The organism is Streptomyces sp. YIM 130001 (assembly GCF_003574445.1).
Lineage (GTDB): Bacteria > Actinomycetota > Actinomycetes > Streptomycetales > Streptomycetaceae > Streptomyces.
Genome location: NZ_KZ984555.1, coordinates 15,501 through 35,548, shown reverse-complemented (window position 1 = coordinate 35,548; position 20,048 = coordinate 15,501). Strand labels below are relative to the sequence as shown.

14 protein-coding genes are annotated in these 20,048 nt (G+C 70.7%); 7 read left to right on the top strand and 7 right to left on the bottom strand.

What is annotated here, in order from left to right:
- The first annotated feature begins 138 nt into the window (after nucleotides 1-138).
- The gene (gene fxsT / locus DSC45_RS15690; protein ID WP_119291327.1) at nucleotides 139-3,147 is read left to right on the top strand and encodes an FxSxx-COOH system tetratricopeptide repeat protein; all 3,009 of its coding nucleotides are present in this window, start codon (nucleotides 139-141) and stop codon (nucleotides 3,145-3,147) included.
- Nucleotides 3,148-3,261: 114 nt separating this feature from the next.
- Here fxsT and DSC45_RS15685 read toward each other — a convergent pair whose 3' ends face one another.
- From DSC45_RS15685 to DSC45_RS15670, 4 genes are all read right to left on the bottom strand, one after another.
- The gene (locus tag DSC45_RS15685; RefSeq protein ID WP_119291326.1) at nucleotides 3,262-7,065 is read right to left on the bottom strand and encodes a multifunctional oxoglutarate decarboxylase/oxoglutarate dehydrogenase thiamine pyrophosphate-binding subunit/dihydrolipoyllysine-residue succinyltransferase subunit; all 3,804 of its coding nucleotides are present in this window, start codon (nucleotides 7,063-7,065) and stop codon (nucleotides 3,262-3,264) included.
- A gap of 270 nt (nucleotides 7,066-7,335) precedes the next feature.
- Nucleotides 7,336-8,394 (bottom strand): HAMP domain-containing sensor histidine kinase, encoded by a 1,059-nt coding sequence (locus DSC45_RS15680; RefSeq protein WP_119291817.1) that lies wholly within the window; start codon nucleotides 8,392-8,394, stop codon nucleotides 7,336-7,338.
- A 74-nt stretch (nucleotides 8,395-8,468) separates the two neighbouring features.
- Nucleotides 8,469-9,206: a response regulator transcription factor gene (locus DSC45_RS15675; RefSeq protein WP_119291324.1), complete on the bottom strand. Its 738-nt coding sequence runs from the start codon at nucleotides 9,204-9,206 to the stop codon at nucleotides 8,469-8,471.
- A gap of 90 nt (nucleotides 9,207-9,296) precedes the next feature.
- Nucleotides 9,297-10,031: a spermidine synthase family protein gene (locus DSC45_RS15670; protein WP_240434656.1), complete on the bottom strand. Its 735-nt coding sequence runs from the start codon at nucleotides 10,029-10,031 to the stop codon at nucleotides 9,297-9,299.
- A 247-nt stretch (nucleotides 10,032-10,278) separates the two neighbouring features.
- Here DSC45_RS15670 and DSC45_RS15665 point away from each other — a divergent pair, with 247 nt between their 5' ends.
- Nucleotides 10,279-10,761 (top strand): TY-Chap domain-containing protein, encoded by a 483-nt coding sequence (locus DSC45_RS15665; RefSeq protein WP_119291322.1) that lies wholly within the window; start codon nucleotides 10,279-10,281, stop codon nucleotides 10,759-10,761.
- A 6-nt stretch (nucleotides 10,762-10,767) separates the two neighbouring features.
- Here the strand turns inward: DSC45_RS15665 and DSC45_RS15660 are convergent, their stop codons facing one another.
- The 3 genes from DSC45_RS15660 to DSC45_RS15650 all read right to left on the bottom strand — a co-directional run bounded on the left by DSC45_RS15660 (nucleotide 10,768) and on the right by DSC45_RS15650 (nucleotide 13,778).
- Nucleotides 10,768-11,508, bottom strand: a complete 741-nt coding sequence (locus DSC45_RS15660; RefSeq protein WP_119291320.1) for an SAM-dependent methyltransferase — start codon at nucleotides 11,506-11,508, stop codon at nucleotides 10,768-10,770.
- Between the two features lie 93 nt (nucleotides 11,509-11,601).
- Nucleotides 11,602-12,309 carry a GntR family transcriptional regulator gene (locus DSC45_RS15655; protein WP_119291318.1) on the bottom strand — a complete coding sequence of 236 codons (708 nt, stop codon included), beginning with the start codon at nucleotides 12,307-12,309 and terminating at the stop codon, nucleotides 11,602-11,604.
- Nucleotides 12,306-13,778, bottom strand: a complete 1,473-nt coding sequence (locus DSC45_RS15650; protein WP_119291316.1) for a chlorohydrolase family protein — start codon at nucleotides 13,776-13,778, stop codon at nucleotides 12,306-12,308. The genes DSC45_RS15655 and DSC45_RS15650 overlap by 4 nt, the downstream gene beginning before the upstream one ends.
- A gap of 294 nt (nucleotides 13,779-14,072) precedes the next feature.
- On the opposite strand from DSC45_RS15650, the gene DSC45_RS15645 reads away from it, so the two are divergent.
- From DSC45_RS15645 to DSC45_RS15625, 5 genes are read left to right on the top strand one after another with little or no spacing between them, the layout of a single operon-like run.
- Nucleotides 14,073-15,143, top strand: coding sequence for an ABC transporter permease (locus tag DSC45_RS15645; RefSeq protein WP_240434655.1), 1,071 nt, complete (start codon nucleotides 14,073-14,075; stop codon nucleotides 15,141-15,143).
- A 9-nt stretch (nucleotides 15,144-15,152) separates the two neighbouring features.
- A complete protein-coding gene (locus tag DSC45_RS15640) occupies nucleotides 15,153-16,871 on the top strand; it encodes an ABC transporter substrate-binding protein (protein ID WP_119291314.1) in 1,719 nt (572 codons plus the stop codon).
- A 5-nt stretch (nucleotides 16,872-16,876) separates the two neighbouring features.
- The gene (locus DSC45_RS15635) at nucleotides 16,877-17,887 is read left to right on the top strand and encodes an ABC transporter permease (RefSeq protein ID WP_240434654.1); all 1,011 of its coding nucleotides are present in this window, start codon (nucleotides 16,877-16,879) and stop codon (nucleotides 17,885-17,887) included.
- Nucleotides 17,887-18,924, top strand: coding sequence for an ABC transporter ATP-binding protein (locus DSC45_RS15630; RefSeq protein ID WP_119291312.1), 1,038 nt, complete (start codon nucleotides 17,887-17,889; stop codon nucleotides 18,922-18,924). Before DSC45_RS15635 ends, DSC45_RS15630 begins: the two co-directional genes overlap by 1 nt.
- Entirely contained in the window at nucleotides 18,921-19,994 is a 1,074-nt protein-coding gene (locus DSC45_RS15625; RefSeq protein WP_119291310.1) for an ABC transporter ATP-binding protein, read from the top strand. The genes DSC45_RS15630 and DSC45_RS15625 overlap by 4 nt, the downstream gene beginning before the upstream one ends.
- Nucleotides 19,995-20,048: the final 54 nt, after the last annotated feature.

Below are 20,048 nucleotides of genomic sequence, written 5' to 3'. Positions count from 1 at the left end.
ATTTGGGGTGATGATCGTTGCGCTGCGGGAAGAGAGAGAAAGCCGGACGGAGCGCGCGACGGCCACCCACGGGCAGCAGCCCCGTGCCTGTTGCGGAGCCGCGCCGAGTCTTAACATGATGTGCGGGGAGGCCGCTGGATGTCTGGAGTTCGAAGGCCGGTCAGGTCCACCGGAGGCGGGGCCACGAGAGAGACCGTCACCATCAGCTATGCCGGCTTCAACCGGCCCTGGGCGGCCTGGATCGCCGACCGTCTGGAACGCCGGGGCATCCGAGTCGTCCAGATGCGCTGGGACTCGCCCGCCGAGGTCCCCCTGGTGGAGCTGCTGCAGGACCTGAAGCTGAGCGAGGGCCGGATCCTCGTGCTCGTCAGCGAGTGGTACTTCCAGCTCGGCCCGCGTACCCACGACGAATGGAACCGCGCACTGCGTGCGGTCGTCGGCCCCGACCCGTCCCGGTTCGCCGCCGTATCGGTCACCGGCGCCTCGCTGCCCACCGCCACCACCGTGCTCGCTCCGGTCGAACTCCTCGCCATGGACGCCGAGGAAGCCGAACGCCGCCTCCTCGACCGCCTCGACCTGCCCACCACTCCGCTGCCCGCGCCCGCCGAAGGGGCACCGCGCGGCCCGCGCTTCCCGGCCGCGATGTCCGAGGTGTGGGGCACCGTCCCGAGGCGCAACACCCGCTTCACGGGCCGCGAGCCGCTCCTCAACGAGGCGTACCAACTCCTGCAGAACGCCGAACCGGGCGCCGGCGTCGTCACCCTGCACGGCATGCCCGGAGTCGGCAAGACCCAGCTCGCCGCCGAGTACGCCCACCGCTTCGGCTCCGAGTACGACGTGGTCTGGTGGGTCGGCGCCGAGAGCCGGGTCACCTACCGGCGCTCGGTGGCCGAACTCGCCCCGAAACTCGCCCTGCCCACCGGCGCCGAGTACGGCGAGCGACTGCGCGCCGTCCGCGACTCGCTGCGCCGCGGCGACCCGTACTCCCGCTGGCTGCTCATCCTGGACGGCGCCGACGACCCCGACCAGATCTGGGACCTGGTGCCCACCGGGCCCGGCCACGTCCTGATCACCTCCCGCAACCCGAAGTGGACCGAGCACAACAGCCGGCTCCTCGAAGTACCCGTCTACGGCCGCGAGGAGTCCGTCGCCTTCATCCGCCGCCGCGCCCCGCGCCTCACCGAGGCCGACGCCGACCAGCTGGCCTCCGCGCTCGAGGACCTGCCGCTGCTCCTCGACCAGACCGCCGGCTGGCTCAACGACTCGGACCTGTCGGTCGCCGAGTACATCGACCTGCTCGAGGACGGACTGGACCAGGACGTCGTCAAGGTGTCCGCGGACTTCCCGTACGCCTTCCAGACCGCCTGGTCGATACTGCTCAACAAGCTCCGCGAGACCGTCCCGGCCTCCGTGGACCTGCTGCGCCTGTGCACGTTCTTCGCGCCCGGCTCCATCCCGGTGCGGCTCCTGAAGGACACCCCGCTCGACGAACTGCCCGAGCAGATCGCCCGGCTGCTCAACGACCCGCTGCTGTGGAACCGGGCGATCAACCAGCTGCGCCAGTACTCCGTCGTACGCCTGGAATCCCACGAGGTCGGCGGCGATTCGGCGTCCGCCGGTGAGTCGCTGTACCTGCACCGCATGGTCCACCAGATCGTGCGCAAGGACATGCCGGCCGCCGACGAGCGCGAGTTCATCGACGTGGTGCGCCGGGCCCTGGTCGTCGCGGACCCGGGACGCCCCACCGACACCCGCCTGTGGGACGCGTACGCCGAGATCGTGCCGCACCTGAACTACGCGGACGTCCTCAACAGCGAGGACCGCGCGGTGCAGCGCATGGTCCTCAACTGCCTGCGCTACATGTTCTTCACCGGTGAGTACCAAGCGGCCATCTCGCTCGGCGAGCGCGCTCTCGAGAGCTGGCGTTCGCTGCTCGGCGAGTCCCATCCGCGCATCTGGGAGGCGAACTTCCATCTCGCGAACGCCCTGCGCTCGGCGGGCGAGTACCGGCGCGCGGCAGACCTCGAGCGGGACGCCGTCGAGCGCCTGCGGGCCGAGCGCGGCGAGCAGGACCTCGACTACCTGCGGGCCGCCAACGGTCTCGGCGGCGACCTGTGGGGCCTCGGCCGCTACGACGAGGCACGTGAGCTCTATGAGGGGCTCTACCCGGCCTACCGCGAACTCCTGGGCGACCAGGACTCCCGGACCCTGAACACGCTGAACAACCTGGGCTTCGCCCTGCGCCTGCTCGGCCACTACGAGGAGAGCCTGGAGATCGACCGGCGGACTCTGGAGTCCCGCAGGCAGCTCCTGAAGGGCCGTCACCCGTGGACGCTCTTCTCCGAGATCCACTACGCCACCAATCTGCGGCTGCTCGGCCGCTACACCGAAGCCGAGTCCGTACAGGCCAGGAACGCCCGCGAATACCGCCGCGTGATGGGCGCCGAGAACCCGATCTCCCTGCTGGCCGAGCACAACCTCGCCCTCTGCCTCCAACGGCTCGGCGATCACGGCACGGCCGGACCGATGCTCACCCGCATCCTCGAGCGCTACGAACGCAAGCTCGGCGAGAAGGACCCGCTCACCCTGGGCGCAGCCGTCAGCCAGAGCTGCTTCGCCCGCGAACACGGAGACATCGACCAGGCACGGGCGACCAGCGAGGGCGTCATCGCCCGCTACGAGGCACAGCTCGCCGAAGGGCACCCCTTCATCGCCGGAGCCCGCGCCAACCACGCCCTGATGCTCCGCAGCGTCGGCGAACGCGAACAGGCCCAGGCGCTGTGCGAACAGGCACTCGCCGACCTGGCCACGACCGTCGGCGAACAGCACCCGTGGACACTGGGCTGCGCCGTCAACGCCTCGGCCCTGCGCAATCTGGTCGGCGACCCGGAGTCCGCCGCGGCACTCAGCAGGACCACCGTCGCGGGCGCGACCGAGACGCTCGGCCGTACGCATCCGCTGACACTGGCCGCACGCATCGCCTACGCGGCCGACCTGCGGGCGCTGCGGGAACGCCGCGCGGCCGAGAAGGCCGAACAGGAGGCGCTCTCCGACCTCGCCGCCACCCTCGGCCCCCAGCACGTGGACACGGTGGCGGCCCGCGCCCGGCACAGGCCCTACTGGGACTTCGAGCCCCAGGTGACCTGAGCCGGACGCCGAGGCCGCCCCCGGCCGGCGCGCCCCACGGGAACGCGGAACGGGCCCGGTACCCCCTCGCTCGGGGGTACCGGGCCCGTTCCGCGTGTGCCGGACCGAAGCGTCCTAGGCGTCGAACACCTCACGCACCAGCGCTTCCTGCTCCGCCTGGTGGCGCTTCGCCGAGCCGACCGCGGGCGACGAGCCGTGCGGCCGCGAGATGCGGCGCAGCCGCTCGCCGTGCGGGACGTCGGCGCCGACCGCGAGGTCCAGGTGGTCGATCAGGTTGAGCGCGATGAACGGCCAGGCACCCTGGTTCGCCGGCTCCTCCTGCGTCCACAGGTACTTTTCCGCGTTCGGGTACTTGGCGATCTCCTCCTGGAGCTCCCTGCCCGGCAGCGGGTAGAGGCGCTCGATGCGGATGATCGCCGTGTCCGTGGCGCCGCGCTTCTTCCGCTCGGCGTCCAGGTCGTAGTAGACCTTGCCGGCGCAGAAGACGACCTTGCGGACCGCGGCCGGGTCGACCGAGGCGTCGCCGATCACGGGGCGGAAGCCGCCCGTGGTGAACTCCTCCGCCTTGGAGGCCGCGGCCTTCAGACGCAGCATCGACTTCGGGGTGAAGACGATCAGCGGCTTGTGGTGCGGGTTGTGCACCTGCCACCGCAGGAGGTGGAAGTAGTTCGACGGCAGGGTCGGCATCGCGACCGTCATGTTGTCCTGCGCGCACATCTGCAGGAAACGCTCCGGACGGGCCGAGGAGTGGTCCGGGCCCTGGCCCTCGTAGCCGTGCGGGAGCAGCAGCGTGACGCCGGAGGTCTGGCTCCACTTCTGCTCGGCCGAGGTGATGAACTCGTCCACGACGGTCTGCGCGCCGTTGACGAAGTCACCGAACTGCGCCTCCCACATCACCAGAGCCTCGGGACGGGCCAGCGAGTAGCCGTACTCGAAGCCCATCGCCGCGTACTCGGAGAGCAGCGAGTCGTAGACGTTGTACCGGGCCTGGTCGTCCGCGAGGTACAGCAGCGGCGTGTAGTCGTCGGCCGTGTCCCGGTCGATGAGGACCGCGTGCCGCTGACCGAAGGTGCCGCGGCGCGAGTCCTGGCCGGACAGGCGCACCGGGGTGCCGTCGAGCAGCAGCGAACCGATGGCCAGGGTCTCGCCCATGCCCCAGTCGATGGTGCCGTCCTCGACCATCGCGGCACGGCGCTGCAGCTGCGGGAGCAGCCGCGGGTGCACGGTGACGCGGTCGGGGATGTTCACCTGGGACTCGGCGATGCGCTTGACGACCTCCTGGGAGACCGCCGTGTTCACCGCCACCGGGAACTCGGCCTCGGGGTCGGGGACTTCGGTCGGAGCGGCGTGCGAGGTGGCCTCGCGGACCTCGGTGAAGACCTTCTCCAGCTGACCCTGGTAGTCCTGCAGGGCCTGCTCGGCCTCTTCCAGGGTGATGTCGCCGCGACCGATGAGGGACTCGGTGTAGAGCTTGCGCACCGAGCGCTTCTTGTCGATCAGGTCGTACATCAGGGGCTGCGTGAACGCCGGGTTGTCGGTCTCGTTGTGCCCGCGGCGGCGGTAGCAGATGAGGTCGATGACCACGTCCTTGTTGAAGGACTGGCGGAACTCGAAGGCCAGCCGGGCGACCCGGACCACGGCCTCGGGGTCGTCGCCGTTCACGTGGAAGATCGGCGCCTCGATCATGCGGGCCACGTCGGTCGAGTACATGGACGAGCGCGAGGACTCGGGCGCCGCCGTGAAGCCGACCTGGTTGTTGATGACGACGTGGACCGTGCCGCCGGTGCGGTAGCCGCGCAGCTGCGACATGTTGAGCGTCTCGGCCACCACGCCCTGGCCCGCGAAGGCCGCGTCGCCGTGGATCGCGATCGGCAGCACGGTGAAGTCGGTGCCGCCCTTGCCGATGATGTCCTGCTTGGCGCGCACGACGCCCTCCAGGACCGGGTCGACCGCCTCCAGGTGCGAGGGGTTGGCCGTCAGCGAGACCTTGATCTGCTCGCCGTCGAGACCCGTGAAGGTGCCCTCGGACCCCAGGTGGTACTTCACGTCGCCGGAGCCGTGCATCGACTTCGGGTCGAGGTTCCCCTCGAACTCCCGGAAGATCTGCGCGTACGACTTGCCGACGATGTTCGCCAGGATGTTGAGCCGGCCACGGTGGGCCATGCCCACGACGACCTCGTCCAGGCGCGACTCGGCGGCCGAGTCGAGGACCGCGTCGAGCAGCGGGATGACGGACTCGCCGCCCTCGAGCGAGAAGCGCTTCTGCCCGACGTACTTGGTCTGCAGGAAGGTCTCGAAGGCCTCCGCCGCGTTCAGCCGGCGCAGGATGCGCAGCTGCTCCTCGCGCTCCGGCTTGCCGCGGGGCCGCTCGATGCGGTCCTGCAGCCACTGGCGCTGCTTCGGGTCCTGGATGTGCATGAACTCGACGCCGGTGGTGCGGCAGTACGACTCGCGCAGCACGCCGAGGATGTCGCGCAGCTTCATCATCGTCTTGCCGGAGAAGCCGCCGACCGCGAACTCGCGCTCCAGGTCCCACAGCGTGAGCCCGTGCTCGGTGATGTCCAGGTCGGGGTGCTTGCGCTGGCGGTACTCGAGCGGGTCGGTGTCGGCCATGATGTGGCCGCGCTGCCGGTAGGAGTGGATCAGCTCGAAGACCCGGGCGGCCTTGGTGACGTCGTCGTCGTGGCTGACGTCGATGTCCTTGAGCCAGCGGACCGGCTCGTAGGGAATCCGCAGCGCCTCGAAGATCTCGTCGTAGAACCGCTCGTCGCCGAGCAGCAGGTTCGCCACGATGCGCAGGAACTCGCCGGAGGCGGCTCCCTGGATCACGCGGTGGTCGTACGTCGAGGTCAGGGTCATGACCTTCGAGATGCCCAGCTTGTTCAGGGTGTCCTGCGAGGTGCCCTGGAACTCGGCCGGGTAGTCCATCGAACCGACGCCCATGATGACCGACTGGCCGGGCATCAGACGCGGCACGGAGTGGACCGTGCCGAGGCCGCCGGGGTTGGTCAGCGAGACCGTGACGCCGGAGAAGTCGTCCATCGTGAGCTTGTTGTTGCGCGCACGGCGGACGATGTCCTCGTAGGCCTGCCAGAACTCGAAGAAGTTCAGCGTCTCGGCCTTCTTGATGCCCGCGACGACCAGCTGGCGGTCGCCGTTGGGCTTCACCAGGTCGATGGCCAGACCGAAGTTGATGTGCTCCGGCTTGACCAGGGTCGGCTTGCCGTCCTTCTGGGCGAAGGAGTGGTTCATCGTCGGCATGGCCTTGATGGCCTGCACCATCGCGTACCCGATGAGGTGCGTGAAGGAGATCTTCCCGCCGCGGGCGCGCTTGAGGTGGTTGTTGATGACGATGCGGTTGTCGAAGAGCAGCTTCACCGGGACCGCGCGCACGGACGTGGCCGTGGGCACCTCGATCGAGGCGTTCATGTTCTTCGCGACCGCGGCGGCCGGGCCGCGCAGCGTCTGGTAATCGGGGCCCGCGGGGGCCTCGGCAGACTCGGCCTTCGGCTCCTGCTCCGCCGGGGTGGGCTTGGCCGCGGCCGGTGCGGCCGCGGGCTTCGCCGGAGCGGCGGGCGCGGCGGCGGCCGGCTTCGCAGCGGGCTGCGCCGACTTCGCGGCGGGCTGCGCGGGCTTGGCTGCCGGGGCGCTGGGCGCGGTGCCCGCAGCCCCCGCGGCTGCGGTACCGGACGGGGCGGGCGTCTGGGCCGGCTTGGGGGCCGCTGCTGCTCCGGCGCCCGGCTTGTAGTCGGCAAAGAAGTCCCACCAGGCACGGTCTACCGAATTCGGGTCCTGGAGGTACTGCTGATAGATCTCGTCGACGAGCCACTCATTGGGACCGAAAGCGGCAGCGGGGTTCTTCTCCTGCGCTTCCTGGTCGGCCGAGGTACTCGGGTTACTGGGGGACTGTGGCGACACGGCGGCAACCGCCCTCTTCCGCTTCACAAGGTGATGGACAGCGGGAATAAAGGCTACGCCCCCATGGCCGGGAGGTGCAGACCGGGCGGGTCATTGGTCGCGTAAGTCACATCGGATCGCGTGTTTCACCCCTGGAAATGGCGGGAAACAACCGTGGTTTGAGCCGACGGCCCACAGCAGTGGCCCTCTTCTCCGCGCCCCTGCAGCCTGGAGACGCCGATCCGCGTCCGCTGGGTTCGAAGATCGTGCGCTTCGCTATCGAACCCTACGTCAACTCGGGTTTTCGGGCTTTCCCGGAAGGGTGACGACGACCCGGCAGCCACGAGTCGATTCAGCCACTCCGATGCGCCCGCCGTGCAGGTCCACCGCCCACCGGGCGATGGCGAGGCCGAGTCCCGTACCGCCGTCGCTGCCGGGACCGTGCGGGGTGGAGGCCGCACCGCGGTTGAAGCGCTCGAAGACGCGGTGCCGCTCGGCCTCCGGAATGCCGGGTCCTTCGTCCAGCACCTCTATGTCGAGCGACTCCGGGCCCTCGCCGCGGCGTGCCTTCACGGTCACGCGGCCGTGCTGCGGGCTGTGCTTGACCGCGTTGTCGATGAGGTTGGCGACGACCTGGTGCAGCCGCTCCACGTCCGCGTGCGCGGTCAGCTCGGGCGGCGAGACGTCCAGGTGCAGATGGACGTCGGTCCGGGTGTGCCGGCCCGATGCGGACGGCATGCCGCCGCGGTGCGAGGCGATCATGTTCGCCTCCTTCAGGACACCGGACAGATACGGCCAGACCTCGAACCGGCGGGCCTTGAGCGGTATCACGCCGTTGTCCAGGCGGGAGAGATCGAGCAGGGTCTCGACCAGCCGGCCGAGACGCTCGGTCTGTTTCAGCGCCGTCCGCATCGTCTCGGGGTCGGCGGCGGACACCCCGTCCACCACGTTCTCCAGTACGGCACGTAGCGCGGCGATGGGGGTGCGCAGCTCGTGCGAGACGTTGGCGACCAGCTCCTTGCGCTGCTGTTCCTGCGCCTCGAGCTCGTCCGCCATGCGGTTGATGGTGTCGGCGAGGTCGCCGAGTTCGTCGTGGCGCCCGGCTCCGCGTACCCGCCGGGTGTAGTCACCGTGCGAGATGGAGCGGGCGACGGTGTTCATCTCGTCCAGCGGGGCGGTGAGCGAGTGCGCCACGAACTGGGTGATGAGCAGGGTGGCGATCACCGAGAAGACCGTGATGAAACGGAACTCGGTCTTCGTACGGACCGCGATCATCAGCAGGCCCGTGGTGATGAACACCGAGACGACGACGAGCGCCCCGAGCTTGGTCTTGATGGAGAAGGGACGCAGGGAACGCAGCGGCGTTCCCCGGTCGCTTCCTCGGGACAGCGCCTTGCGGAGCTGTCCCACGGCCCCCGCGGCGTTCACGGATTCGGGGTCTCCAGGGCGTATCCGACACCGTGGACGGTGCGGATCCGCTCGGCACCGATCTTGCGTCGCAGCGCCTTGATGTGACTGTCCACGGTGCGGGTGCCGGAGGCGTCCGCCCAGTCCCACACCTCGGCGAGCAACTGTTCGCGGGAGAGAACGGCGCGCGGCGAGTTGGCGAGGCAGACCAGGAGGTCGAACTCGGTCGGGGTCAGGTGCACGTCCTCGCTGCGGACCCGGACCCGGCGCTGCGCGTGGTCGATCTCCAGCTCGCCGAGCCGCAGGATGCCGCTGCGCGGGGTGGACGCGGCGAGTGCGGCGCGCTCCATGCGGCGCAGCAGCACGTGCACGCGCGCGGCCAGCTCCCGCATCGAGAACGGCTTCGTCATGTAGTCGTCGGCGCCGACCCCGAGGCCGACGAGCATGTCGGTCTCGTCGTCGCGCGCGGTGAGCATCATGACCGGCACCGGCCGCGCCGCCTGGACCCGGCGGCAGACCTCGAGGCCGTCGAAGCCGGGCAGCATCACGTCGAGGATCAGCAGGTCAGGCTGCCAGGCCTCCGCGGTCTCCACGGCTGCCGGGCCGTCACCGGCGGTCTGGACGAGAAAGCCCTCGGCGCGTAGCCGGGCGGCGATGGCGTCGACGATCGTGAGGTCGTCCTCGACGACCAGTACCCGGCGTTGGGCGCCGGGCGCGGCGGTCGTGCCGTTGTGGGAGGTGTGTGTCTGCTCCATCGCCCGCCCCTGGAACCTTGATTTCGGTCGGTGAAAACGCTGGAAGGATCCGCGTGTCGTCAGAGAGTACGGGCACGGAGCGCGCCGCGGCTACGCAGGTCTTACCGCGAGATGCACCGCGTCGGGAACGCCCCGGGCAACGGGGATCTCTTCGGTACGGACCGCTAGGAACCCGGCATTCCGCAAGGTTCCTTCGAATTCGGCGGACGGTTTCGCGGACCAGACGGCGAGCACACCGCCCGGTCGGAGCCTGGATTTGCAGGCCTGAAGGCCATCGGCGGAGTACAGGCTTCCGTTCTCGTCGGTCACGGTCCAGTCGGGCCCGTTGTCGATGTCCAGACAGAGGGCGTCGTATCCGCGCGTGTCATCTCTCACATGATCGAGCAGATCGGCCCGCACGATCTCGGTGCGCGGGTCGGCGAGCGCGGCGGCCGAGAGAGCGGCGAGCGGGCCGGTGCGGTGCCAGTCGATGATCGCGGGCTCGCGCTCGACGACGGTGATACGACCCCAGCGGGGGTCGGCGGCGGCGTGCGCGAGGGAGAAGCCGACGCCGAGGCCACCGATGAGTACGGCCGGGGCGGGGCGGTCGTCGAGCGCGTCGCGGGCGGCGTCGACCAGCAGCCGCTCGGACCTTCCGTCGGATGTGTCCATCAGGAAGCAGCCGTTGGCGATGATCTGCAGGGTGTCCCCGTGCCGGCGCAGCGCCACCTCTCCGTACGGGCCCTCGCGCCGGTCGAGGACCTGGGGTGCGCCGCTGTCGTGGATGCCGGGGCGCCCGTGGTTCCCGTGGCTTCCGGAAGTGGTGCGGTCGTGCTGGTCGGACATGGGGACATCCTGCCTCAGGCGGTGCTCCGGGCGCGGGGGTGGTCCGTGGGCCCCTGCGCCGGCTCCGCGGCGGGGCGGGGCGGGGGAGACTCTGGTCGGCGTTGTACGGCGCCCGAGGGCCGCAGCGGCTGTCATGTGGCGCCTGCCGAACGGGACTTGCGCACTGTGCCGGGCCGTTGCGGTCACGCCGGGAAAGCCGCCCGTTCGCGCAACTTCCGTGCACAGGGCCACGATCAGGGGGAACTGAATGTCGAAGAAGCAGACCCAGCCATGGAGCGAGTTCCGCACCCGGCTGCGGGAGGAAGTGGCCGCGCTGAGCGCAGGGGACAGCCTGCTGGTGGCCGAGCCCGATCCGGCTGGGGGTCCGGCGCCCGACGAGGTGGGTCCGCGTCGGTGGCGCCGTCGCCCGAAGCCCCGGCGTGGCATCGGGCGTTACGTGCAGTTCCTGAGGTGGGACGAGGGAATCGGCGCCGAATGCGTGTCCCGCTCCTATCGGGACACGACCGACGAGCAGCAGCGGCGACTGCTCGGCCTCGGCTGGTCCGATCCGCGGGACCACCCACCGCGCAGCGGACGCTCGGACAACCACGAGATGTGGTTCGGCCTCGACGAGGTCGACCGGCCGGCGGAGATCTGCGAGCAGTCGCTCCGCATCCTCGGCGACGAGGCGCCCGACGAGCGATGGACCTGGCAGCAGGACCCGCCGGCCGGCCACGGCTTCCGCGGCTGATCCGGGTCAGACCCGGCGCAGCAGGAAGGTGGCGAAGCCGAGGGTGTGGCGGTAGCCGCGGAGCCAGCCGGTGCGGTGCCGGTCGGCGGCGGCGAGGGCCGCGGGGCGGTCGGGGTCGTCGGGGTGGTCGAGGGCCCAGCGGGTGAGGGAGCCGGTCCAGGACCACTCGTAGTCGTCCCATTCGTCGACGGTGCTGGTGTGGGCGTGGACCGGGGCCCAGCCGGCCGCGGTGATGCGGTCGACGGTCGTCGCCAGGTCGGCGTACTCGTCCGCCGAGAAGCCGACGCCGAGCGTGTCCCGGCCCGGCTCCCGCTCCCAGAAGCCGTCTCCGACGAGGACGGTGCCGCCCGGTGCCAGGTGCCGGTCGGCCGCGGCGAGGGTCGGCAGCAGACCGCCGAAGGCGTGCGTCGCGCCGACGCAGAGCACGAGGTCGTAGGGGTGCGGGGCGTGGTAGGAGGTGACGTCCGCGGTGTGCAGGCCGAGGCGGTCATCGAGGCCCGCCGTCGCGCGGTCCGTGCGCGCGTCCGCCAGTGCGTCGGCGCTGGTGTCCACGCCGTCGCCGCTCAGGCCGGGCCGTCCGCTCAGGGCGCGCAGGAGCCAGGCGGCCCGTCCGCAGCCCAGGTCGAGTACGCGCTCGTCGCCCCGGGGCAGCGCCAGGTCGAGCAGCCGGTCGACCGAAGTCGTGTGCAGGGGTGCGGCGATGGGGTGGTCACGGTGGGCGAGTGCGCTGATCCGTTGGCGGTCCATGTCCGGCATCCTGCCGTCCGGCCCGCTCCGCCGTCCGGAGGTGCCGGCACCCGGGCCGGACTCGTGCGGCGGGGCGGGCGCCCGGCGTCCGTGTCACCGGGGAGGCAGGACGTCGGCGAGGGTGTGCATGACGGGGGTGCGGCGGATCTCGATGTGGGCGTGGGCGAGTGCCTCGGCCAGCCGGGGGCGGCCCTCGTGGATGGCTCCGTAGATGTTCCGGTGTTCCGCGCAGTGCTGTTGCGGTCCCGCCTCGGTGGCCGTGAGGCGGAACAGCCAGTGCATCAGGCCGAGCGAAGGCTGCAGGGACGCCTGGAGCAGACGGTTGCCGGTCATGGCGATGATCTCGGCGTGGAAGGCGGTGTTCGCCGCGGCGATGCCGGCGGGCGAGCCGAGGCGAGTGGCGTCCTCCGCCTCGGTCATGACCCTGCGCAGGCCCGGGTGGCCGCCGCCGTCCGCGACGATCTCGGCGGCGCGTCGGGCAGCGAACACCTCGAGGCTGAGCCGCAGGTCGAACAGCTCGTCGACGTCGCGCAGCGTGAGGCGCCGGACCGAGGCGCCGCGGCGCGGTGACTGGACGACGAGTCCCTCGGCAGCGAGACGGTTCAGGGCTTCGCGCACCGGGACCCGGGAGACGCCGAGGGCGTCGGCGAGCTCCCGTTCGCGCAGCCGGCTGCCCTGCGGGTGGGCGCCGGAGTGGATGCCCGTGCGGATGACGCCCTCCGCACGGTCCACGTGCGAGGCGTTGCCCGGCCGGGCCGGAGCGCCTTCCGCGGGCACGGTCGCGGCGCCGCGAGCGGTCATCCCTGTTCCCGGAAGGCGGGAAAGGCCGGCGGGAAGAGGTGATCGGCGTCCCGGCGCAGGAAGTCCCGCTCCCCGTACGCCGCGCGCATCCGCTCGAACAGTTCCTGCGCCCGGGTCCGGAGCCGCGGCAGGTCGACGCCGGGCAGCGAGCCGTCCACCAGGACCGGACGGCCCGCGACGACCGAGTCGGTGGCCTGGCGTGCGGTGCCGTTCAGGAGGAACGTACGGACCGGGTCGTCCTGCACTCCGTCGCGGATGTCCGCCAGCGAGAAGGCGACCAGGTCGGCCTGCGCGCCGGGAGCGATCCGGCCCAGGTCCTCGCGGCCGAGCGCGCGGGCGCCGCCGAGTGTCGCGGCCTCCACGTACGTCTCGGCGGGCGCCGCGTCGGAGCGTCCCTCGACGACCTTCGCCAGGTGTACGCCGACGTCCATGCCGCGGATCAGGTCCGGCGGGAAGGAGTCGGTGCCGAGGCAGAGGTTGATGCCGGCCTCGCGGTAGGCGCGGAAGGAGTGCAGCATCTCGCCGTAGCGCAGGGAGGTCTGGGGGCAGTGGATCACCGAGACGCCGGCGTCCGCGAGGGTGGTCAGATCGCCGCGGTCCTCGCCGTGCACGCCGGGGTGCCGGTCGGTGGTGACGGTGTGCGGGATGAGCAGGTTCGGCCCCAGCAGGCCGTTCTTCTCCAGGAGTTGGAGCGGCGTGATCCCGTGGCGCCGCTGCACGAGGTCGCGTTCGACCAGGCCCTGCAGGGCGTGCAGGCGGACCAGGACACCGCGTTCGCGTGCGAGGCCGGCGGTCTCGCGCAGCAGGTCCTCGGTGAGCGTCTCGATCCGGCAGGGCAGCAGGACGCCGGTGAGCAGCGGATCGTCGAGTTCCGCCAGGTGGTCGAGGAAGCGCACCGCGTCGCGGAAGCCCGCCCTGCCCGCTTCCTCGTCGAAGGCGACGTCCCGACTGCCGTCAGGCAGCACGACGTTCACGCCGGAGCGGTACGCGGGGCCGAGGTAGCCGCGCAGGCCGAGGCGGCGTGAGGCGCGCGCCGTCTCGACCAGTTCCTCGTACGGCTCGGCCCAGGCGCTGTGTACCTCGGAGGCGATCGGCATGTACGTGGTGATGCCGTGCAGGGCGAGCTGGACCAGGGCGTACTCCCGGATCTCGACGCGTTCCGCGGGCGTGAAGACGTCGTGGCGGCGGTCGGTGAAGTAGTCGAGGGACCACTGCAGTCCGCGGCCGCGCTCGGGGCCGGCCCAGGAGTCGAGGACCAGGTGGTCCACGTCGGTGAGGGCGTCGAGGTCGATCAGGCCGGGCATGACGAGTGACTCGCCGAGGTCGCGCTCGACGTCGACGGGGCCCTCGTACCGGGGCCCGACGTACCTGACGACGTCGTCCTCCCACACCACCTCACCGTCCGTCAGGAGGGCGTGGCCGCCGTCCTGGTGGGCGAGTACGTGCCGGGCGCGCCAGCGGGTGCGCATGCTGCCTCCGTAGGGGATCGGGTGCGTGCCGCCGGGCGGGGCCCGAGGGCGCCTCCCACGAGCGGGTCCGGGCGGCGGACGCTGTCGTGCCGCATCGTACAAACTGGCATACCAAAATGGAAGGCAATGCTCGGTTCGCGATGTCCACAGGTGGAGCCTTCGGTAAGGGATCCCCATAACCAGGCGGTTTCTGCAGTGTTGCGGGAAGGAGTCCTTGGATGCCTCTGGTGGGATCGCGTCAGTCTGGTATACCGTCCCGGCCATCATCTCTCCCGAGCGCCGAAGGACCGTGACGTGACGGATTCCCCCGTGCTGCCTTCCCGGCCGCCCTCCGGCGCCGACGGCGATGCCGACGGCCCGGCCACCGCTCCTGCCACTCCGCCCGCCGCCTCACCCGCCGGGGGAGGCGCGACCGTCACCGCCCGCTCGCTGCTCGGCACCGCCTGGCTGCGCATCCGGCGCAGCCGTATCGCGCTCGCCGCGCTCGCCGTCATCGTGCTGATGGTGCTGTTCGCCGTACTGGCCCCGCTGCTCACCGGCATCGAGGGCCAGGACGCCTACACCACCAGGACCAGCCCCGACGTCCTCGACGACTACGGCACCCCCGGCCTGCCGCTGTCCTACTACCGCTACCCCTCCGGCGAGCACTGGCTCGGACTCGAACCGGGCCTCGGCCGCGACATCTTCGCCCGCATGGCACACGGCGCCCGGATATCCCTGGTCATCGCCCTGCTGTCGACGGCCGTATCGGTGGTGCTCGGCACCGTGCTCGGCGCCGCCGCCGGCTACTTCGGCGGCAAGGTCGACATGGTCATCAGCCGGATCATGGACCTCTTCCTGGCCTTCCCGCACCTGCTGCTCGTGCTGTCGCTCACCCCGATCCTGCAGTCCCGGCTCGGCGGTACCGCGCTCGACGAGGGCAGCCTCCTGCCGATCGCCTCACTCGTGATCATCCTGGGCTTCTTCGGCTGGGCGTATCTCGCGCGGGTCGTGCGCGGCCAGGTGCTCTCCCTGCGCGAGCAGGAGTTCGTCGAGGCCGCACGGTCCTACGGAGCCTCGCACCGCTCGATCATCCTGCGGCAGATCGTCCCCAACGTGATGGGCGTCGTCCTCGTCTACGCCACGATGATGATCCCCACGAACATCACCGCCGAGGCCGCTCTCTCCTTCCTCGGCGTCGGCGTCAAGGACCCCACCCCGTCCTGGGGCCAGATGCTGAATGCCGCCCAGGCCGGCAACTGGTATCTCACCGACCCGTGGTTCCTGGCCGTCCCCGCCGGTGCCCTGGTGATCACCGTGCTCGCCTTCAACCTGCTCGGCGACGCGGTGCGCGACGCCCTCGACCCCAAGTCCTCCCGCGGCTAAGGAGCAGCAGTGAATCGACGCCAAGGGGCGGCCCTCGCATGGACGTTGGCCGCGACAGTCGGCCTCAGCGCCTGCGGCGGCGCCAAGCCCGCGCCCGGCTCCGGCTCGCGCGCCCCCGCCGACGCCTTCGACCCGGTCAAGGCCGGCTGGGGCCACACCGGGCGCGGCGGGAACGTCAACGTCCTGATGTCCGCCGACTTCCAGACCCTCGACCCCGGCAACAGCAACTACGTGCAGACCGCCAACGTCGGCCAGCTCTACTACCGCACCCTCACCATGGCCAAGGAGGACGCGGGCAAGCCCCCGAAGGTCGTCCCCGACCTCGCCACCGACCTCGGCAAGGTCTCCAAGGACGGCCTCACCTGGACGTACACCCTGAAGAAGGGCCTCACGTACGAGGACGGCACGCCCATCACCAGCAGGGACGTCAAGTACGGCGTCGAGCGGACGTACGCCCGCGACGTCTACACCCAGGCCCCGCAGGAGCTGAACGCCGCCCTGTCCGACGACGGCTACAAAGGCCCGTACAAGGGCGGGGACTTCAAGGGCATCGAGACCCCCGACGACCGCACCCTCGTCTTCAGACTGAAGCAGCCCTTCGCCGAGTTCCCCGCACTCGTCTCCCGGTCCAACACCGCGCCCGTGCCGGAGAAGAAGGACACCAAGCTCGACTACACCAACCACCCGGTGTCCACCGGCCCGTACAAGATCGCGCACTACGACCGCGGCCGCTCCATGAAGCTGGTGCGGAACAAGGAGTGGGACCCGGCCACCGACCCGAACCGCACCGCCCTGCCGGACACCTTCACCTTCAGCCTGTCCACCGCCCAGGCCACCATCAGCCAGCAGCTGCTCGCCGACTCCGACCCCACCGCCGTCACCCTCGACAGCGCCGGCGGCCTGCAGGCATCCGACGCCGCCGAACTCGACCGGCCCGAGGTGGACAAGCGCACCGCGTCCGGCCTCACCGGCTGCACCGACATCCTCAACTTCAACACGGAGACCATCAAGGACCCGCAGGTCCGCAAGGCCCTCGCGCTCGCCGTCGACCGCAAGGCCATCCATCTCCAGTACGGCGGCGCCCGGTTCGGCAAGATGGCCCAGTCGTACATCAACGCCGACCAGCGCGGATTCGCCGAGCAGCACTCCGCGCTCGACCCGGCCGGCCAGCCGAAGCTCGACGAGGCCAAGAAGCTGCTCAAGGGCCGCAGTTACCCGAAGAAGCTGGTCTACGGCTACGCGGACGCCACCGCCCGCTTCAAGAACATGGGCACCTCGCTGCAGCAGAACCTCGCCCGACTCGGCATCGACCTGGAGCTGCGCCCCATCCCCGCCGCCAACTACTTCACCACCCTGGCGGGCGAGAACATGCCCGACCTCGCCCGCAGCGGCTGGTGCGGCGGCGCCGACAGCGGGTCCGTGCGCACCACCATCGACCCGAACATCGGGCCGAGCATCGACGGCAGGACCTTCGGCTTCTCCAACATCCCCCGCTACCACGACCCGGAGATCTCCAAGGCCATGTACGAACTCCGCGACGCCAACGGGACCAGCGAGGAACTCGGCCGCCGCTGGTCGGGCCTCCTGGACCGGGCCATGCAGGACTACCCGCTGGTCCCGCTGGTCAGGAACGTGACCCGCAGCGTGGTCGGATCCGACATCCGCAACGCCCAGGTCGGCTACTTCTTCGGTGCGATCGACCTGTCGACCGTCTCCGTGGCCAGGTGATCGGGATGAACGGGATGCCCGCCTTCCTGCTGCGCCGGCTGGCCGCCACCGTCGGCTTGCTGATCGTCATCAGCTTCGTCACCTTCTGCCTGTTCCAGTTCGGTCCCGCCGATCCGGCCGCTGCCGCCTGCGGCCAGGAGTGCACGCCCGAACGGGTCGCCGAGGCGCGGGTGGCACTCGGCATGGACAAGCCGTTCCTCACCCAGTACTTCTCCTACATGTCCGGGCTCTTCGACAGCCGGGCCGTGGGCGCGCCGGGTGCGCAGACCCTCTGCGAATGGCCCTGCCTCGGCAAGTCGTTCCAGACCAACGAAGACGTCACCACCATCATCCAGCGGGCCCTGCCCTACACCCTGTCGGTCGGCGTGGGCGCCGTCGTGCTGTGGACGGTGGCCGGGGTGACCCTCGGGACTCTTGCCGCGCTGCGGAAGGGAAGGACCACCGACAAGCTGATCGTCGGGGCCGCGTCCGTGGGCGTCTCGCTGCCCATCCCGGTGACCGGGCTGCTGCTCCTGCTGGTGTTCGTCTCCACGTTCGACGTGCTGCCGTTCACCACCAATGCGATCACCTCGCCGTTCGGGCCCGACGGGTTCGGCGGGTGGTTCCTCAACTACCTGTTGCCGTGGGTGGCGTTGGCGGTGCTGTTCAGCGCGCAGTACGTCCGTGTCACCCGGAGCAACATGCTGGAGACGCTCGGCGAGGACTTCATGCGGACGGCCCGCTCCAAGGGCCTGTCCCGTACGCAGACCGTCGTACGGCACGGAGCCCGGGCCGGCCTCACGCCCGTCGTCACCATGCTCGGGCTCGACATCGGGCTGCTGCTCGGCGGCGCCGTGCTCACCGAGCAGATCTTCTCGGTGCCGGGCATCGGCTTCACCGCCGTGCACGCCGCGCAGCTGGGCGACCTCCCGGTCACCATGGCCATCACCATGCTGGCCGCCTTCTTCATCATCGTCGCCAACGTGATCGTCGACGCCGTCTACGCCGTGATCGACCCGCGAGTGAGGGCCGCCTGATGCCTCCTGAGAACTCCTCCGACACGTCTCACGGGGCGTCCGAACCCTTGCTGCGGATCCGTGATCTGCACGTCGGCTTCCCCACCGACGACGGCACCGTGCACGCCGTCAACGGCATGGACCTCAGCCTGGGCCGCGGCGAGACCGTGGGCCTGGTCGGCGAGTCCGGCTCCGGGAAGACCGTCACGAGCCAGGCCCTGATGGGGCTGCTCAAGGAGACCCGGGCGCACGTCACCGGCGAGATCCTCTTCGACGGCACCGACCTCAACGCGCTGAGCGAGGACCGGATGCGGGCCTGGCGCGGCAAGAAGATCGCCATGATCTTCCAGGACCCGCTCTCGGCCATGCATCCCCTGCACACCGTCGGCTCCCAGATCGCCGAGGCCTACCGGGTGCACAACAAGGTCTCGAAGAAGGCCGCGGCCGCCGTCGCCGTCGACATGCTCGGCCGGGTCGGCATCCCCGACCCGAGGCGCCGGGCATCGGCCCATCCGCACGAGTTCTCCGGCGGCATGCGGCAGCGCGCGATGATCGCCATGGCGCTGGTCTGCGAACCCGAACTCCTCATCGCCGACGAGCCGACCACCGCGCTCGACGTCACCGTGCAGGCCCAGATCTTGGACCTGCTCGGCGATCTGCAGAGCGAGACGGGCACGGCCGTGATCCTCGTCACCCACGATCTGGGCGTCGTCGCCGAGGTCTGCCACCAGGTGGTGGTCATGTACGGCGGCCAGTGCGTCGAACGGGGCGCGATGCGGGACGTGTTCCGCGATCCGCGCCACCCGTACGCGCAGGGCCTGCTCGCCTCGATGCCCTCGCTCGGCGACGCCGCCGGACGCCTGGAGCCGATCCCCGGGTTCCCGCCGTCGCTCACCGTGCTGCCCACCGGCTGCCTGTTCGCCGACCGTTGCCCGCAGACCCATCTCGTACCGGACGACGCCTGCCGCACCGCACGGCCCGAACTCACCGGGGCCGCCGCCCATCCGTCCCGGTGCCACCAGGAAGACCACGCCGCACAGCGGGAGGCAGCGCGATGACCGAGACCACGACCCGGCCCGACGGGGCGCCGCCGCTGCTGCAGGTGGACGGTCTCACCAAGCATTTCCCGGGCCGCGGCGGGCTGTTCGGGCGCGGCGGGAATCCCGTGAAGGCGGTCGACGGGGTCAGCTTCTGCGTGCGAGCCGGCCAGACCCTCGGCATCGTCGGCGAGTCCGGCTGCGGCAAGTCGACCACCGGGCGGCTCCTGATGCGGCTGCTCGACCCGACGGCCGGTTCGGTACGCCTCGACGGCCGGGAGCTCGCGGAGCTGAACCGGGCCGAGATGCAGGAGTACCGGCGCCAGGTCCAGATGGTGTTCCAGAACCCCGCCTCCTCGCTCAACCCCCGGCAGTCCATCGGCAGCGCCATCGCCGCCCCGCTGCACGCCCAGCGCATCGACCCGCCCGGCGGGATCAAGGCGCGGGTGCGGGAGTTGATGGACCGGGTCGGACTCCGGCCCGACCACTACAACCGGTTCCCGCACGAATTCTCCGGCGGCCAGAAGCAGCGCGTCGGCATCGCCCGCGCGCTCGCGCTCGACCCCCGCCTGATCATCTGCGACGAGCCGGTCTCCGCGCTCGATGTCTCGGTGCAGGCGCAGGTCGTCAATCTGCTCGACGACATCCAGCGCGACACCGGCGTCGCCTACGTCTTCATCGCCCACGACCTGTCCGTCGTACGCCACTTCGCGGACCGGGTCGCCGTGATGTACCTCGGGAAGATCATGGAGAGCGGCCCGACGCAGGACGTGTTCGGCGCACCTCGGCACCCGTACACCCGGGCTCTGCTCTCCGCCGTGCCGCAGGCCGATCCGGACGCCGAGCGCGGCCGGCGCATCCGGCTCAGCGGCGATCTGCCGACCCCGGCCGATCCTTCCTCAAGCTCTTCGAGCGGGGGAGGCACCGAGCCCGGCTGTGTCTTCCGCACCCGCTGCCCGCTGCGCCCGCAGCTGGACGAGGAGCAGCAGCTCCGGTGTGCGGGCGAGGTGCCGCCGGCGCCGGACGGTGAAGGGACCGCCTGCCACTTTCCCGGTCTGACGGACGGGGAGCCCGGCACGTCCCGTGGCTGACACCGCCCGGGCCGCACGGCAGGTCCGAACTCTGTTGCGAGAAAAGGAAGTTGA

Bases quoted from the DNA above. Each gene is read 5' to 3' on its own strand.
- DSC45_RS15630 (WP_119291312.1), top strand. From the start codon at position 17,887: ATGCCTCCTGAGAACTCCTCCGACACGTCTCACGGGGCGTCCGAACCC.
- DSC45_RS15625 (WP_119291310.1), top strand. From the start codon at position 18,921: ATGACCGAGACCACGACCCGGCCCGACGGGGCGCCGCCGCTGCTGCAG.
- DSC45_RS15660 (WP_119291320.1), bottom strand. From the start codon at position 11,508: ATGGACCGCCAACGGATCAGCGCACTCGCCCACCGTGACCACCCCATC.
- DSC45_RS15635 (WP_240434654.1), top strand. From the start codon at position 16,877: ATGAACGGGATGCCCGCCTTCCTGCTGCGCCGGCTGGCCGCCACCGTC.
- DSC45_RS15665 (WP_119291322.1), top strand. From the start codon at position 10,279: ATGTCGAAGAAGCAGACCCAGCCATGGAGCGAGTTCCGCACCCGGCTG.
- DSC45_RS15670 (WP_240434656.1), bottom strand. From the start codon at position 10,031: ATGTCCGACCAGCACGACCGCACCACTTCCGGAAGCCACGGGAACCAC.
- fxsT (WP_119291327.1), top strand. From the start codon at position 139: ATGTCTGGAGTTCGAAGGCCGGTCAGGTCCACCGGAGGCGGGGCCACG.
- DSC45_RS15675 (WP_119291324.1), bottom strand. From the start codon at position 9,206: ATGGAGCAGACACACACCTCCCACAACGGCACGACCGCCGCGCCCGGC.
- DSC45_RS15650 (WP_119291316.1), bottom strand. From the start codon at position 13,778: ATGCGCACCCGCTGGCGCGCCCGGCACGTACTCGCCCACCAGGACGGC.
- DSC45_RS15655 (WP_119291318.1), bottom strand. From the start codon at position 12,309: ATGACCGCTCGCGGCGCCGCGACCGTGCCCGCGGAAGGCGCTCCGGCC.